General features: G+C 76.2%; 11 protein-coding genes and 1 pseudogene. 5 read left to right on the top strand and 7 right to left on the bottom strand.

What is annotated here, in order from left to right:
* Positions 1 to 370 precede the first annotated feature (370 nt).
* Both ACSMXW_RS29375 and ACSMXW_RS29370 read right to left on the bottom strand, forming a co-directional pair.
* Positions 371 to 844, bottom strand: a complete 474-nt coding sequence (locus ACSMXW_RS29375; RefSeq protein WP_485800754.1) for an indole-3-glycerol phosphate synthase — start codon at positions 842 to 844, stop codon at positions 371 to 373.
* A 343-nt stretch (positions 845 to 1,187) separates the two neighbouring features.
* Positions 1,188 to 1,964: a pyrimidine reductase family protein gene (locus ACSMXW_RS29370; RefSeq protein WP_485808387.1), complete on the bottom strand. Its 777-nt coding sequence runs from the start codon at positions 1,962 to 1,964 to the stop codon at positions 1,188 to 1,190.
* A gap of 664 nt (positions 1,965 to 2,628) precedes the next feature.
* Between ACSMXW_RS29370 and zapE the strand changes: the two genes are divergently transcribed.
* Positions 2,629 to 3,789: a cell division protein ZapE gene (zapE, locus tag ACSMXW_RS29365; RefSeq protein WP_485800753.1), complete on the top strand. Its 1,161-nt coding sequence runs from the start codon at positions 2,629 to 2,631 to the stop codon at positions 3,787 to 3,789.
* Positions 3,790 to 4,094: 305 nt separating this feature from the next.
* On the top strand, positions 4,095 to 4,277 hold the full coding sequence (locus ACSMXW_RS29360; RefSeq protein WP_485800751.1) for a hypothetical protein: 183 nt from the start codon (positions 4,095 to 4,097) through the stop codon (positions 4,275 to 4,277).
* Positions 4,278 to 4,451: 174 nt separating this feature from the next.
* Here ACSMXW_RS29360 and ACSMXW_RS29355 read toward each other — a convergent pair whose 3' ends face one another.
* Complete coding sequence (locus tag ACSMXW_RS29355; protein ID WP_485800749.1) at positions 4,452 to 5,120, bottom strand: ABC transporter; 669 nt, start codon at positions 5,118 to 5,120, stop codon at positions 4,452 to 4,454.
* A 446-nt stretch (positions 5,121 to 5,566) separates the two neighbouring features.
* Positions 5,567 to 6,394 (bottom strand): annotated as a pseudogene (locus ACSMXW_RS29350) (ABC transporter ATP-binding protein); the annotation flags it as partial.
* A gap of 576 nt (positions 6,395 to 6,970) precedes the next feature.
* Between ACSMXW_RS29350 and ACSMXW_RS29345 the strand changes: the two are divergent.
* Complete coding sequence (locus ACSMXW_RS29345) at positions 6,971 to 7,765, top strand: peptidyl-tRNA hydrolase (protein ID WP_485800747.1); 795 nt, start codon at positions 6,971 to 6,973, stop codon at positions 7,763 to 7,765.
* A 525-nt stretch (positions 7,766 to 8,290) separates the two neighbouring features.
* On the top strand, positions 8,291 to 9,772 hold the full coding sequence (locus ACSMXW_RS29340; RefSeq protein WP_485800746.1) for an MbnB/TglH/ChrH family RiPP precursor modification enzyme: 1,482 nt from the start codon (positions 8,291 to 8,293) through the stop codon (positions 9,770 to 9,772).
* 21 nt (positions 9,773 to 9,793) lie between these two features.
* On the opposite strand, the gene hemQ is transcribed toward ACSMXW_RS29340, so the two are convergent.
* A complete protein-coding gene (gene hemQ / locus ACSMXW_RS29335) occupies positions 9,794 to 10,537 on the bottom strand; it encodes a hydrogen peroxide-dependent heme synthase (RefSeq protein WP_485800745.1) in 744 nt (247 codons plus the stop codon).
* 4 nt (positions 10,538 to 10,541) lie between these two features.
* Positions 10,542 to 12,197: a protoporphyrinogen oxidase gene (gene hemG / locus ACSMXW_RS29330; RefSeq protein WP_485800743.1), complete on the bottom strand. Its 1,656-nt coding sequence runs from the start codon at positions 12,195 to 12,197 to the stop codon at positions 10,542 to 10,544.
* Positions 12,198 to 13,090: 893 nt separating this feature from the next.
* Between hemG and ACSMXW_RS29325 the strand changes: the two genes are divergently transcribed.
* On the top strand, positions 13,091 to 14,485 hold the full coding sequence (locus tag ACSMXW_RS29325; RefSeq protein WP_485800741.1) for an FAD-dependent oxidoreductase: 1,395 nt from the start codon (positions 13,091 to 13,093) through the stop codon (positions 14,483 to 14,485).
* 125 nt (positions 14,486 to 14,610) lie between these two features.
* On the opposite strand, the gene hemE is transcribed toward ACSMXW_RS29325, so the two are convergent.
* Positions 14,611 to 15,618 (bottom strand): uroporphyrinogen decarboxylase, encoded by a 1,008-nt coding sequence (hemE, locus tag ACSMXW_RS29320; RefSeq protein WP_485808386.1) that lies wholly within the window; start codon positions 15,616 to 15,618, stop codon positions 14,611 to 14,613.
* Positions 15,619 to 15,727: the final 109 nt, after the last annotated feature.

The following is a 15,727-nucleotide window of genomic DNA, read 5'->3' as shown; positions in this document are numbered from 1 at the left end:
AGTCCCCGGCGTCGGGGGGAGGTGGGTGCGCGGTGGGCATCCCGGGGCCGGCCGGGGACCGTCGAGGGGCGCGGTCAGGTGTGGCGCGGGGGATACGGAGACCTGCGCGGAGGTACGGCTGTCCGCGGGGGCGGATGTGTGCCGGGCAGAAGGGGGGCTGGCGCGAGTCGTGGCGCGGGATGCGTACGCGGCGGAGGCGTACGCGGGTCTGCGTGCGCGGAGGGGCGTATGGGCGCGAACGGGGCGTGCCGGCGGGCGGTCTGCGGGGGTGGCGGGGGGCCGGGCCGGTCCGGGCACGTGGGGTGCGGACCTGCGGGCGTGCGGGCGTGCGGAGTTCCTGCGGGGCGGGGCGGCCTGGGGTGCGGGCGCCCTACGCCTTGCTGTGCGAGAAGAGCTTCAGCACCGGAACGCCCACCTTGTGGCGGGCCCGCGACGCCCAGTCGCGGTGGAAGAACTCCTCCACATAGTGCGGATCGGTCAGCACGATCACCTCGTCCGCGTCGGCCTCCTCCACCAGCGACTTCAGCGCGTCCAGCGGGTGGTCCTCGATCAGCCGCCCCTCCGCCTCGCAGCCCGCCGCGTGCAGCGCGGCCAGCGAGACCTCCAGGGCCTGCTCGGCCTGGCCCTCGGTGTCCCGGCCCGCGGACGACGGGGGCTCGTGCGCCGCCTCGTCCAGCTCGCCCATCGCCACGTCGTCGATGGCTCTCAGCAGCCGGTCGGCCTGATCGCCACGGGGCTGCAGCATCACCTGGAAGGAGACGCCCTCGTCTCCGTGCAATGTGGTGACGAATTCGACGTCGGCGGATGTCAGGGCTTTCTCGATCATCAGTACGCTCGTGAACACGACAGACGCCCCTCTCCTCCTCGGGCCCGCCCTCGTCAGGCCCCTGCGGAAACCATCCTGCCCCTTGGGCACACACACGCGGTGTCTTTCCGTGTGCCCGGCAACGGCAATGCGGAACTTCTCGTCCTCCTTGCCACCCGGAGCGGGTGCAGCGGCCGAAGTGGCTGGTCGAGCCGGTCGAGATGGCCCGACAGGCATGACTCGTATGATCGATTGTGCGTGTCGCCCAGGGGGAACACACGCGCCACGTTCACCTATTCGGGTATGTCGCGACGACCATTCCGCTAACGCCATCGACATTTTCCGACCGTTGTGTTAGTGGAATTGTCCCGGCGGTGGGGCACTACGGCTCGGGGGATTCCGCCGCCCGGCGGTACCGGGTGAAGAGGAAGCCGTCCTCCTCCAGGATGGAAACCAGTTCGAAGCGGTGCGGCACCGTGACGCGCGGCCCTTCCGCGATGCGCGGGGCCCGGCCCGCGGTGAGCACCGGGGACAGGGTCAGGCAGAGCTCGTCGAGCACGCCGGCTGCCACGAACTGGCCCAGCAGCCGTGGCCCGCCCTCCAGCAGCAGCCGCCGGTGGCCGCGCTCGGCCAGCGCCCGCACCACCTGCGACGGCTCCGCGCCGGCGCCCGCGCCCGCGATCACCACCTGTGCGCCGGCCGCGCGCGCGGCGGCCAGCCGGTCGGCCGGTGCCCCGGCCCCGGTGACGACCAGCGTCGGCACCAGCGGGTCGGTGAACAGCGGCCGGGAGAAGTCCAGATCCAGGCCGGCGCTCACCACCGCGATGGCGGGCGCGGGGCCCTGGCCGGCCGCCGCCCGGCGAGCCGCGAACGCCTGGCGCGCGCGTGCCGGACGGTACCCCTCGTCGCGCACGGTGCCCGCGCCGACGATCACGACGTCGGCGAGGGCCCGCAGCACTCCGAAGACGCGCATGTCGGCGGGGCTGGAGAGGGGCTGCGAGCGGCCGTCGTGCTCGCCTGCGCCGTCGAGGCTGGAGACCATGTTGGCGCGCAGCCAGGGGCGGGGGGCGGCGCCCCCCGCCCGGGTCCGGTTCCGGGTCCGGTCCTGCTCCCGGGACCAGGCGTCCGGGGTGCTCCTGCGGTCCGGTACATCCCGGATATCCGGGGCGTCCGGGGCGTCCGGGGCGTCCCGGGTTGGGGCGCGGCCACTCCCCGCCTCTGCGCTGCGGCTCCGCTGTGAGCCCCTCGCTGTCTCGTCGCCGGGTGACGGCCCCTCGGGGCTGGTCGCGCAGCTCCCCGTGCCCGTTTCCCGGCGCTTCGCGCCCCCGTCCCGGCGGCCGGACAGCGTCTCCCCGGGCCCCCTCCGCCCGGGCTCCTGCCCCGCCCCCGGCCCCTGCCCCTGCCCCGGCTCCGGCTCCGGCTCCGGCTCCGGCTCCGGCTCCGGCTCCGGGTATGCGTACGCGTCGGCGAGTTCGTCGAATCCCCACTCGGGGCTCTCCGGGTCCGCCGGGCGTCCGGGCGTCGCGGGCCGTGCGGGCGCGGGCTCCGGGCCGGTACCGGCCGTGGCGCCCGGCGCCGTCCTCGGCTCCGCCACCGCGTCGGCACCGGGTCCCAGAAGCCCCGTGGGCTCGCCGGACGCTCCGGGTTCCCCGGGCTCTCCGGGTGCCCCGGCCCCCGGCGGCGCCCCGGGTCCCCCGGTCTCCCCCGCGCCCGGGGTCCGCTCCCGTGCCCCCCGACGCCCCGTCCTGTCTGGTGTCTCCTCGGTCACAGGGAAGAGTCGTCGCATGCCGTGCAGTCTCGCACGGTGCTTACGCTGGGGAAGCGTGTCATGGTCCGCCGCCTCCCCCGAGAACGGCCCCCGGCCCGCCCTGGAGCCGGCGTCGCTGTCCGCCCGCGTGCCCGAGGCCGGGGCGGACCGGCTGGTCGCCGAGCTGGTGCCGCCGCCGCGCTTCGGCTCCGCACGCTTCGCGACATACGTGCCGGATCCCGGGATCCCCAGCCAGGCGGCGGCCGTACAGGCGCTCAGCGCCTTCGCGGCGGAGGTCGGCGGCTCCGGCGATGGGCGGTCGGGGCGATCGGGGCGGTCGGGGCGATCGGGGCGGTCGGGGCGACGCCGCTGGTTCGGGGCGCGGACGGCACCGCCGGCGGGTCCTGGCGGCGTGTACCTGGACGGCGGCTTCGGGGTCGGCAAGACGCACCTGCTCGCCGCGCTCTGGCACGCCGTCCCGGTTCCCGTCGAGCGCAAGGGCTTCTGCACCTTCTCCGAGCTGACGCATCTGGTGGGTGCGCTGGGCTTCCGGGAGACGGTACGGGCGCTGAGCGGGCACCGGCTGCTGTGCATCGACGAGTTCGAGCTCGACGACCCCGGGGACACCGTTCTCGTCTCGTCCCTGCTCGACCGGCTCGGCGAGGCTGGCGTGGCGCTCGCCGCCACCTCGAACACGCTGCCCGGCCGGCTCGGCGAGGGCCGGTTCGCTGCCGGGGACTTCCTCCGTGAGATCCAGGGCCTCGCGGCACGGTTCCGGACGTTCCGCATCGACGGGTCCGACCACCGCCACCGCGGGTCGGCGCCCGCCCCGCCGCCGGTACCGCCGGAGCAGGTCGTCAGGGCGGCGCACACCCTGCCCGGGGCCTGTCTCGACGACTTCCCGCGGCTGCTCGGGCACCTGGCCGGGCTGCATCCGAGCCGCTACGGTGCGCTGCTCGACGGGGTCACGGCCCTCTGTCTCACCGGGGTGCGCCCGGTGGCGGACCAGGCGGCGGCGCTGCGGCTCGTGGTCCTCGCCGACCGGCTGTACGACCGGCAGGTGCCCGTCCTCGCCGCGGGCGAGCCGCTCGACCTGCTCTTCGGCGAGGAGATGCTGGCCGGGGGCTACCGGAAGAAGTACCTCCGCGCCCTGTCCCGCCTCACCGCCCTGGCCCGCGAGGCCCGGGACCTCCCCGTGCCGACGGTCCCGGCCGCCCGGCCTCCCGCGGAGGACTGAACGGAGAGCGGATACCCGGCGCGGGCACGCCCCGCCGTCCCGGTACGGGGCCGGTCCCGGCGCACGTACGGCACCGGGACCGCGCCCTCTGGCGGCGGGGGAGCGCCCACTCGCGGTGGCGGAGAGCTCGCCGTGGCGGAGAGACGGGGAAGAGATTCCTGGTGAGGACCGTTAAGGCAGGTGTGGCTGCTGGTGAGCCACAGGCGTGTCGTGCCGGTGAGCCACGGGTGCGTCTGACGGTGAGCCACCGAGAGCGTCGAGGGGCGCGGGCAGGCACAGGGCACAAAGCGCGGAGGGAGCAGGACGTGGCGGACGAGTGTGGGACCGGTACGGTCGGCCGGGCCCCGGCGGGCGAGACGGCCGGGCCGCCGTACGCGGAGTGCGTGCTGTGCCGGGCCACCACGGAGTACCCCGAGAGCCACCGGGGCATCACGCTCTGCCCGGTGTGCGAGTGGCAGGAGGCGCAGCGCACGGCGTGCTCCGGATGAGAGCGGCGGGGCACGCCCGCACTGCGCCCGCCGGGTGCCGGGCGGCGGCCTCGGGACCGCCACGGGAGGGCGCCGGTCGACGCGACGGTCGTCACCGGCGCTGCCACGCGTCGGCGGGGAGCCGCGGGCACGGCCCCCGGCCGACGGCCCTCAGTCGCGGCGGGAGGTCGGCCCTCAGTCGCGGCGGGAGGTCAGCGCACAGGCCACGGCGGTGGCCGCGCCGGCGATGACGGCGCCCGCGACGAAGGGCAGCAGCGGCACACGGATCGCGCCGTCCTGGGAACCGGTGACCATGTCCGTGAGGGCCTGCCGGGCCGGCGAACCCGCCAGGACCAGCGCCAGGATCACGGCCAGCACCAGCGCCGGCACGGCACGCCCCGTGGTGCGCAGCAGCGGCCTGCTGGTGACGGCCCCGACCGCGGTGCCCAGCAGGGCGCAGGCCAGCATGGCGAGCAGCCCGGCGCCGGCGGCGGGCACCTTGGGCACCGGCACCTGGTGGTCACTGCTCGCCGGGTCGCTGATCGCGGTGATGAGCAGGACGGCCACGGTGCCGAGCAGCGCCGCCGTGCAGAACGCGACCAGCAGCGAGGCGAGGTGCGCCCGACCCGGGCCGGCGGGCGCGGCCACGCAACCGCGCGCCGCGGGCGGCTCGTTCGTCACGCAGATGCGCGCCAGCCAGGCCGCCACGGGCAGCAGGCAGGCGGCCGCATATCCCAGGCTGTCCAGCACGGGCTGGCCGGATCTGACGCCGACGCCGAGGAAGACGGCGTAGAGGAAGAGCGGCGGCAGCCAGCGCTGGGAACGCACCAGCAGGGCGAAGTGGTAGTGGAGCAGCGCGCTCACGCGGCGCCTCCGTCCGTCGCCGGGGCCGGCACGGAGGGGGCGGTGCGCGGCGCGGGCGTGAGGGGCGCCCTGCTTGCGGCACCTCCGGTGCTTCCGGTGTCCGCGGCGCCTCCGGTGCTCCCGGTGCTCCCGGTCCTTCCGCCGGCTTCGGTGCTTCCGGTGTTTTCGGCGCTTCCGGTCCTTCCGCCGGCTTCGGTGCTTCCGGCTCTCCCGGTGCCTCCGCCCCCGGTGGCACCGCCGTGTTCGGCGTTCCCAGTACTCCCGGTGCTCCCGAAGCCCCCGGTGGCCCTGCCGTGTTCGGCGTCCCCGGCACTCCCGAGGCTCCCGGTATTCCCAAGGCTCCCGCTGCTCCCGGTGGTTCCGTTCCTCGCAGACGGTTCCCCCGTGGTCGGCGTCACCACCGGGGTGGCCGGCGGCACGGTGGGCGCTTCGGGGGCGGTCCTCGTCGGCGTCACCGAGACCACGTGCCACGGCGGCCGTGCGGTCAACAGGCCGCGGAGGACGGCGTCCGAATCGGTGGCGGGCACCGTCAGCCGGAGAGCACCGGAGGGCGTGCGCGTGACCGGGAGCGGGCCGACGGGCGGCGGCGCGGCCGGGTCGGCGCCCGGAGGGGCGAGGGTCTCGACGGTGACGGACGGGACGGGGGCCGCGGTCACCCGGCGGTGCAGGGTGCCGTCCGCCACCATGTACGTCGCGTCGGGCAGACCCGCGAGCCGGTGGGGGTCGTGGTCGACGAAGACGACGGCGCAGCCCGCGGCGGTGCGTTCGAGGACGGCGGCGTCGAATTCCGCGCGGGCGGCGGTGTCCAGTCCTGTCCAGGCCTCGTCGAGCAGCAGCAGGTCCGGTTCGGCGAGCAGCGCCTGGGCGACGGCGACCTTCTGGCTGCTGCCCTTGGACAGCTCGGACAGCGGTGTGCGCAGGTGCTGCGCGGCGCCGAAACGCTCCAGCCACCGGGCGGCGCCACGCTCAGCGGCGGCGCGGGTGAGGCCGTGCACCCGGCCGAGGTGGATCAGGTATCCCTCGGCGGTGAAGGGCAGCTGGGCCGGGAAGCGCTCGGGTACGTAGGCGGTGCGCGGACGGCCGGTGACTCGGCCCTCGCTGGGTGCGTCGATGCCGGCGAGCAGGCGCAGCAGCGTCGACTTGCCGCTGCCGTTCACGCCGTCGATCCTCAGCAGTGCCCCGGCGGGCACCTCCAGGTCTACCCCGCGCAGCACCCACGGGCCCCGCAGGCCGTACCGGCGGCCGGCCCCGTCCAGCCGGACACGGGCGGCCATCGGGTCGCGGGTGCGGTCCGGGGCGTTGCGGCCCGGGGAGCGGCGGCCCGGACCGCTGGGGCGGGAGACGTGAGCACGCGTCATGCGCCCCATCCTGGCGCCCGGGACGGACAACGCCAAGCGACGCCGTGGACGGGCCGGTTCCGGTGATCCCGGTGGGCTTCAGGGGCGGGCGGAAGGACGTGCGCGGCGGCGCCGGGGCTCCGCACGTGCCGCCGGAACGCGTCCGGTACGCGTCCGGCGCGGCGCGTGTCCGGCGCGGCGCGTGTCCGGCGCGCCCACAGGCGTCCGCCCCGGAACGTCCGAAGCCGTAGGCCAGGTAGGCCATGGCCATGGGTCGGACGACCGGCGGGCCCGCACCGGCCACCCCTCCGTACCGACCGCACGTCCGCACGGCCCTCCCACCGTAACCGCGGGCCGGGAGCCAGCCGGCCGGAGGCCGAGGTCCGCAGACGACGGAGCCGGAAGCCATGGGGCCGACGGCCACGGAGCCGTGCGCCACGAGGCCGGAAGCCACCGGAAGGAGACGGGGGCCGGGGCTGCGGGAGCCGCGCGAGTTGCTGGCAGACTGGACGCGTGACCAGTGAGAACGCCAGTGAGAACACGGGTGGGGACAGCGCGGCGCCGCGGGTGGCCGAGGGGCTGGACGACGGCCGGGACAGCCCGTTCCAGGACGTCGGGTCGGCGCGCGACGAGGCGCGGGAGTTCGTGCTGCCGCTGGTCGTACGGATCGAGCGCGCCGCTCCCCCGGCCCGTACCGACGCGTTGGAGACCGCGGCCCGTGCGGTGCTGGTGATGCTCAGCGACCCGCGGTCCCTCGGCGCGGGGCTCTGGGCGCAGGCCGTGCGGGACTGGCAGGACGCCCGGATCCGGAAGGTGGTGCGCCGGGCGCGCGGCGCCGAATGGCGTCGCGCGGGCGCGCTGGACGGCATCACGGTCACCGGACGGAGCGCCGAGATACGGGTCTTCCCCCCGGTCCCGCTGGACGGCTGGCCGAAGGAACTGGCCCGGCTCCAGGTCTCCGGCACCCAGCTCGACGACCCGGAGCCGCCCGGCGAGCCCGACCCCGCGGCCCCCGTGCTGTGGATAAGTCCGCATGTCGATATGACCGCGGGCAAGGCCATGGCCCAGGCCGGGCACGGCGCCCAACTCGCCTGGTGGGACCTGTCCGAGCCGGAGCGCACGGCGTGGCGCCAGGCCGGTTTCCCCCTCTCCGTGCGCACCGCCGACCCCGCCCACTGGCGCACCGTCACGGCAAGCGGGACGCCGGTGGTGCGCGACGCGGGCTTCACGGAGATCGCGCCCGGCGACACGGTGGCGGTCGAGGGCCATCACCGGGTGACGGGCCTGTCCGGCACCCGGCGGCCGTAACGCGGCTGCGCGCCAGGGGAACGCGGCGCGCCGGGCAGCGGCACGGCGGCCGCCTCGCCCCGAGGCCGCCGAGCCACCCGAGCCACCCGAGCCACCGGGGATTCTCGGCATCGGCACCGTCGAGATGGCGGAGGCCCTGCGCACGCAACGCGTCGGCGCTGCGGCGCACCGCGGCCATGCGGCCCGCACGGATCGTGGCGCGTCGAAGTACGGCACCGCGACGGCCGGGGCCCCAGGGGCACCGCACCACTTCCACCGCACGACGGCAGCGTCCGGCCGCAAAGCTCAAATGTTCCTCTGAAGGCGCGCACCGACGATTCGCAGGCCGCCACCCTGGTCATGACAACGTCACGGCGCGGCACAGGTCCGGCGCGGCGATGCGGCGCGCCCCGGGCACGGGGGGCTCGGGGCGGGGCGCCGGTCCCCGCCGGCCCGGCGGGGACACGGCGTGAACCGGCCGCACGGCGGAGACAGGGAGAGGACCGGCCGGACGGCAACGACGAAGGAGACGAAGGGGGAGGGCACATGGAGCAGCTGGGGACCGGGATCGGCTGGCGGCCCGAGATCGCCGAGGCGGTGGAGCGGATGTCCGGCGTCGACTGGGTCGAGGCCGTCGCCGAGAACCTCTGTCCGGACCACCTCCCCGACTCCCTGCTGCGCCTGCGCGAACGCGGCGTGACCGTGGTGCCGCACGGCGTCGGCCTCGGACTCGGCGGCGCCGAGCGGCCCGACCCCGGGCGGCTCTCCGATCTCGCCGCGCGTGCCGAGGCCCTCGGGTCTCCGCTGGTCACCGAGCACATCGCCTTCGTGCGGGCCGGTGGCGAGCTGACCGCGTCGCCGCGGCTGGAAGCGGGCCACCTGCTGCCGGTGCCCCGCACCCGGGACGCGCTGGACGTGCTCTGCGAGAACATCCGGATCGCCCAGGACGCCCTCCCGGTGCCGCTCGCGGTGGAGAACATCGCGGCCCTGTTCTCGTGGCCGGCCGAGGAGATGACGGAGGGCCGGTTCCTCTCGGAGCTGGTGGAGCGCACCGGTGTGCGGCTGCTGATCGACGTGGCCAATCTGCACACCAACCACGTCAACCGCGGCGAGGACCCCGCGACGGCCCTCGACGAACTGCCCGTGGAGGCCATCGCCTACGTGCACGTGGCGGGCGGCTTCGAGCGGGACGGCGTCTGGCACGACAGCCACGCCCACCCGGTCCCCCGCCCGGTGCTCGGCATCCTCGCCGACCTGGCCGCGCGGATGGCCCCGCCCGGCGTCCTCCTGGAGCGCGACGAGAACTTCCCGGCCCCGGCCGAGCTGGAGGCCGAACTCCGGACGATCCGCGAGACGGTCACGGCGGCACGGCACGGCCGGCTGGCCACCAAGGGGACCACTGCGGGGGGAAAGACCGCCTTCGGGGGAGAGGCGGCCACGGGGGGCGCGGTGGTGGAAGCTCCGGAGGCCGGCACGGCCGCCGCGGCTTCCACCACCGCGACGACGCACCGCACACCGGCACCGGCATGGGCACCGGCGCCGGGTGCGCCCACCTCACCGGAAGCCCCGGCCGGCACGCCCGCCACCGGCACGCAGGCCGCACCGGGCACCGACCCCGCGCGTCAGCGGCTGGCTCTGGCGCAGGCCGCGCTGCTCTCCTCTCTGGTGGCCGGCACGCCGGCGCCGGAGGGCTTCGACCGGGCCCGGCTCGCGGTGCAGGGCCGTGCGCTGGCCGGCAAGCGTGCGGACATCGTGGCGAAGGTCGCGCCGGAGCTGCCCGGCATCCTCGGTGACGCCTACCGCGCCGCCTTCCTCTCGTACGCCCACACCCGTCCGTTGACCGATGGGTACCGGCGCGACGCGCTCGACTTCGCCGAGCACTTGCTCCTCGCCGGCCGCCCGGACGAGGCGGGCGCCCGGCGCCGCCTGACGGCCTGGTGGCTGGAGCGCTCCGGCCCGAAGCCGCCGTCGAGCCATCCGGTCACCCGGATGGTGCGGGCGGCCCGGGTGGCGCTGACGCGGGTGTGACGGCGCCGGCCGCCGGAGGCGTCAGGCGAGCCCGGCCACCAGGTCGGCGATGGGCTTGCGGCGGCCCGTGAAGAAGGGCACCTCCTCGCGCACGTGCCGGCGGGCCTCCGAGCCGCGCAGATGGCGCATCAGGTCGACGATGCGGTGCAGCTCGTCGGCCTCGAAGGCGAGGATCCACTCGTAGTCGCCGAGCGAGAACGAGGCGACCGTGTTCGCGCGCACGTCCGGGAAGCCGCGGGCCATCTTGCCGTGTTCCGCGAGCAGGGTGCGCCGCTCGTCGTCGGGCAGCAGATACCACTCGTAGGAGCGCACGAACGGGTAGACGCTGACGTACGCGCGGGGCGACTCGTCGGCGAGGAACGCCGGGATGTGCGAGCGGTTGAACTCGGCCGGGCGGTGCAGGGCCATGTTCGACCAGACCGGCTCCATGGCGCGGCCGAGGCGGGTGCGGCGGAAGAGGTTGTACGCCTCCTGGAGCTGGTCGGAGCTCTCCGCGTGCCACCAGATCATCAGGTCGGCGTCGGCCCGCAGCGCCGAGAGGTCGTAGGTACCGCGGATGGTGACGTCCTTGGCGGCGAGCTGGTCGAACAGCTCCTGGACCTCGGCGATGTGCGCCGCGCGGTCCTCGGGCAGCGCCTCGCGGAGCCGGAAGACGGACCACAGCGTGTAGCGGATGGTCTCGTTCAGGTCCTTGGCCTTCTTGCCGGCGTTCGGGATCCGCTCGGGGGCCTGGGGCTCGCGGGCATCGGGGTCAGCAGCACTCATGGGGCTATTCTCCCGCGCCGCCGTGCAGACTCTGCACCGGGTTCCGGGTGAGGTCGGCCGTGCCGGACGGGTCGCCCGCGAGGTGGTCCACCGCGGCCTGGGCGCCGGCGATGCAGGCGGGGATGCCGACGCCGTCGTACGCCGCGCCGCACACCGCGAGGCCCGGGAGCTTCGCCAGCTGGTCGCGTATCCGGGCCACCCGCGCCTGGTGACCCACCGGGTACTGCGGCAGGCCCTGGTGCCAGCGGGTGACGACGGACGCGACGGGGGTGGCGGCGAGCCCCGTCGCGGCGCCCAGGTCGCGGCGGGAGGCGGCCACCAGGTCGGCGTCCGGGCGGTCGAGGACCTCCTCCTCTCCGTGGCGGCCGACCGAGGTGCGCAGCAGCAGCAGGCCGGGGTCCTCCTCGGCGGCCCACGACCACTTCTGGCCGGAGAACGTGGACGCCTTGATGGTGCGCCCGTCGACCGGCGGCACCAGGAAGCCGCTGCCGGCGGGCAGCGCCGCCTCCGCACGGCGGTAGGCGAGGGTCACCAGGGCCATCGACGCGTACTCGATGCGGCTCAGCTCCGCTGCCGCCGCCGGTGACTCGGGGGCCAGCAGGCGGGCGGCGGCGGGGGCGGGGAGGGCGAGGACGACCGCGTCGGCGTCGATGGTGCGGCCGGGAGCGCCCGCGGGGGGTGCGCCCGAGCCACTGCCGGGGCCCGTGGGAGCGCCGGCGCCCGTGCCGCCCGGGCTCTCCCCGGAGCCTGGCCACGCCCCGGTCGCGCCCGGGCCGGGGCCGGCCGGTCCGCTCTCCGGGGCCGGTCCGCCCGCCCCCGCCGGGCCGCCGACGGTGATCCGCCACCGGCCGCCCGCCGGGTCCCCGGCCGCGCCGCCGGCCCCCGCTGCGGGCCGTGCCCTGCGCAGGGCGGTGACCGGGGCCTCGGTCAGGATCTCGCCGCCACCGGCCCGTACCGCGTCCGCGACCGCCGCGGGCAGGCTTCCCACGCCGCCCTCGATGCCCATGAACACCGGGCCCTGCTGCTGCCGCCCGGCCGCGCGGCGCTGGATCTCGCGCACGCCCTCCGTGAGCGAGGTGTGCGCGCGGGCGGCCTCGAAGAGCGGGGGGACGGCGGCGCGCATCGAGATGCGGTAGGCGTCGCCCGCGTAGACACCGCCCAGGAGCGGCTCCACCAGGCGGTCGACGACCTCGCGGCCGAGCCGCCGGGCGACGTACTCCCCCACGGCGACGTCGTCGCCGACCTCGGTGCGCGGCAGGGTGCGGTCCTCCTCGATGCGGCGCAGGCCCTCCTCGGTGAGCACGCCGGCGAGCGCCGCGGCGTCCGCGGGCACGCCCATCACATGGCCCCTGGGCATGGGCCGCAGGGCGCCGCGCGTCCAGAGCGCGGCGGTGGCCGTCGCGGGTGGCTGGAGGCGGTCGCCGAGGCCGACCTCCCGGGCCAGCGCGACCGCCTCGGGCCGCCGCGCGAGCATCGACTCCGCGCCCAGGTCCACCCGGGCGCCCGCCAGCTCGCCGACGAGCAGCTTGCCGCCCAGCCGCGGGGAGGCCTCGAGCAGTGTCACCGCCGCGCCCCTGGCGAGCAGTCGGTGTGCCGCGGCGAGGCCGGTGATGCCGCCTCCGATCACCACGACGTGGCGGCCGCCCATGCCCGCATTCATCTCCGCGCTCCTCTCCGCGCCGTGCCCGCGCCCGGCCCCGCCGCGCTCTCGGCTCCGGCCATGTCCCCACTCTCTCAGACCGGTCCGTCACGCCGTCCGGGCCTGTGGGTATCTCCCATTCCGCTTTCGCCCGCGCGACGGGCGGGGCGGCGTGGGGCCGCACCCCGGGGTGCGGTGGGCCCCGCGGCCGGCCGCGCACACGCCTGCGGCGGGCCTCCGCCTGCGGCGGGACCTGCGCCTGCGGCGGGCCACCCCGGTCTCTGCCCCGTGCGGTCTCGCGACGGACCACCGGCCGGTGGGGGCTGGTCGCGCAGTTCCCCGCGCCCCTGACGGACACCGGGCGAACCCCCCGCCGCCTCGCGCCCCACCACCAGCGAGAACCACCCCCGCCCCTACCCCCTACGGCCTCGCGACGGACCACCGGCCAGGTGGGGGCCGGTCCCGCAGTCCCCCGCGCCCCTGACGGACACCGGGCGAACCCCCCGCCGCCTCGCGCCCCACCACCAGCGAGAACCACCCCCGCCCCTACCACCTGCGGCCTCGCGAACGGACCACCGGCCGGTTGGGGGCCGGTCGCGCAGTCCCCCGCGCCCCTCACGGACACCAGGCGAACCCCCCGCCACCCCGCGCCCCCCACCAACCAGAACCACCACCCCCGCCCCTCCCCCTGCGGTCTCGCGACGGACCACCGGCCGGTGGGGGCCAGCCGCCCGCGCAGTGCCCCGCGCCCCTCACGGACACCAGGCGAACCCCCCGCCGCCCCGCGCCCCCCACCAGCCGGTGGAGGCCGCCCGCGCAGTCCCCCGTGCCCCGCGCGGAGCACCGGGCGAACCCCCTGCCCCGCCCGTGCCCCTGCTGGGGCGGGCGCAGGTGGGGGACCGTAGCGTGTGGCCATGAGTGGAGCTGAGGGGCGCGAGCGGCTGGTGGTCGTCGGGGGTGACGCTGCGGGTATGTCCGCCGCGTCGCAGGCACGTAGGCTCAGGCCGCCGGACGACCTGGAGATCGTCGCCTTCGAGCGGGGCAGGTTCACGTCGTTCTCCGCCTGCGGCATCCCGTACTGGGTGGGCGGGGAGGTCGACGACATGGAGCGCCTGGTGGCCCGGTCGCCCGAGGAGCACCGGGCCCGCGGGATCGACGTGCGGATGCGCACCGAGGTGACCGCCGTCGACGTCGCCGGCGGCCGGGTCCGCAGCCGCGACCTGGACTCGGGGGCGGTGGAGTGGACCGGCTACGACCGGCTGGTGATCGCCACCGGCGCCCGGCCCGCACGCCCTCCGCTGCCCGGGATCGACGCGCCCGGAGTGCACGGTGTGCAGACCCTGGACGACGGGCAGGCGCTCCTCGACGCGCTGCGCGGTACACGGGGCCGCCGTGCGGTGGTGGTGGGCGCCGGGTACATCGGCCTGGAGATGGCCGAGGCGATGCTGCGCCGCGGGTACGAGGTGACCGTCGTCAACAGCAGCAGCGCACCGATGTCGACCCTGGACCCGGACATGGGGCGCCTGGTGCACGACGCCATGACCGCCATGGGCGTCACGGTCGTGAACGGCGCCGAGGTGACCAGGATCCTCACCGGCGGGGACGGCCGGGCCCGCGCCGTGGCCACCGACGACGCCGAGTACCCGGCGGACGTGGTGATCCTCGGCATCGGCGTACGGCCGGAGACCGCGTTGGCCCGGGAGGCCGGGCTGCCGCTCGGCGAGAGCGGCGGGCTGCTGACGGACCTGTCGATGCGGGTGCGCGGGCACGAGAACATCTGGGCCGGCGGCGACTGCGTGGAGGTCCTGGACCTGGTGTCGGGCCGGCAGCGCCATATCGCGCTGGGCACGCACGCCAACAAGCACGGCCAGATCATCGGCACCAACGTCGGGGGCGGCTATGCCACGTTCCCCGGGGTCGTCGGGACCGCCGTCAGCAAGATCTGCGACCTGGAGATCGCCCGGACCGGGCTGCGGGAGAAGGACGCGCGGGCGGCCGGCCGCCAGTTCGTGACGGCGACCGTCGAGTCCACGGCACGCGCCGGGTACTACCCGGGCGCCGGCATGATGACGGTGAAGATGATCGCCGAGCGCCGCACAGGACGGCTGCTCGGTGTCCAGATCATCGGCCGTGAGGGGGCGGCGAAGCGGGTGGACGTGGCGGCGGTCGCCCTCACCGCGGGCCTCACCGTCGAGCAGATCGTCAACCTGGACCTCGGCTACGCCCCGCCGTTCTCCCCGGTGTGGGACCCGGTGCTGGTGGCCGCCCGGAAGGCGGCCAAGGCGGTGCAGGGCGCCACGCGCGCGTGAACGCTGCCCCCGAGGGGACACGGACGTAGTCGCCCACCGGACCACAGGAGCCCGGGGGCCACACCCGAGGCCCCCCGCGCCCATGACGGGGCCCCGCGCCCATGACGGGGCCCCGCTGCCGCGAGCTACCGCCCCGTGCGCTCGTGCACGAACTCCACCAGCCGGGTCAGGGCGTCGGGATCGGTGGTCGGCAGGACGCCGTGACCGAGGTTGAAGACGTGCCCTTCGAGGTCGCGGGCGGCGTCCAGGACCTCGGCCGCCTTGGCGCGCACCGCCTCCTCGGGGGCGAACAGCACCGCGGGGTCGAGGTTCCCCTGGAGTGCCTTCCCCGGACCGACCCGGCGGGCGGCCTCGTCCAGCGGCACCCGCCAGTCGACGCCCACGACGTCCGCCCCGGCCTCGCCCAGCAGGCCGAGCAGCTCGCCGGTGCCGACGCCGAAGTGGATGCGCGGCACCCCGTATCCCGCGACCGCGGACAAGACCTTGACGGAGGCGGGCAGCACGCTGCGGCGGTAGTCGGCGGGCGCCAGGGCGCCCGCCCAGGAGTCGAAGAGCTGCACCGCCGAGGCGCCCGCCTCGATCTGCACCTTCAGGAAGGCGGCGGTGATCCCGGCGAGCCGGTCGAGCAGCTCGGCCCAGAGCTCCGGATCGCCGTACATGAGCGCCTTGGTGCGTTCGTGATTGCGTGAGGGGCCGCCCTCCACCAGGTAGCTGGCCAGGGTGAACGGCGCCCCGGCGAACCCGATGAGCGGGGTGCCGCCGAGCTCGGCCGTCAGCAGCCGGATGGCCTCGGTGACGTAGGGGACGTCCTCGGGGGTGAGGTCCCGCAGCCGGGCGAGGTCGGCCCGGGTGCGGATGGGCTCGTCCACGACGGGGCCGACGCCCGGCTTGATGTCCAGGCCGACGCCGATGGCCTTGAGGGGGACGACGATGTCGCTGAAGTAGACCGCGGCGTCCACGCTGTGCCGCCGCACCGGCTGGAGGGTGATCTCGGTGACCAGCTCCGGGATCGTGCACGACTCCAGCATGGGGACGCCCTCGCGCACCTTGCGGTACTCGGGGAGCGAGCGCCCGGCCTGCCGCATGAACCAGACGGGGGTGTGCGGCACCGGCTCGCGGCGGCAGGCCCGCAGGAAGGCGGATTCCCTGGGGCTCTCCTTGACATCCGGCTTGACGTCGTCCTTGACGCCGCCCTGGACGGGGGACGCGCCGGAGCGGGGGGTGCGGGGAAGGTCGTTGGCA

The sequence above is a fragment of the Streptomyces sp. DSM 116793 genome (genome assembly GCF_057320905.1).
The sequence above is the reverse complement of the archived record's forward strand: the minus strand, read 5'-3'. Positions and strand labels throughout refer to the sequence as shown.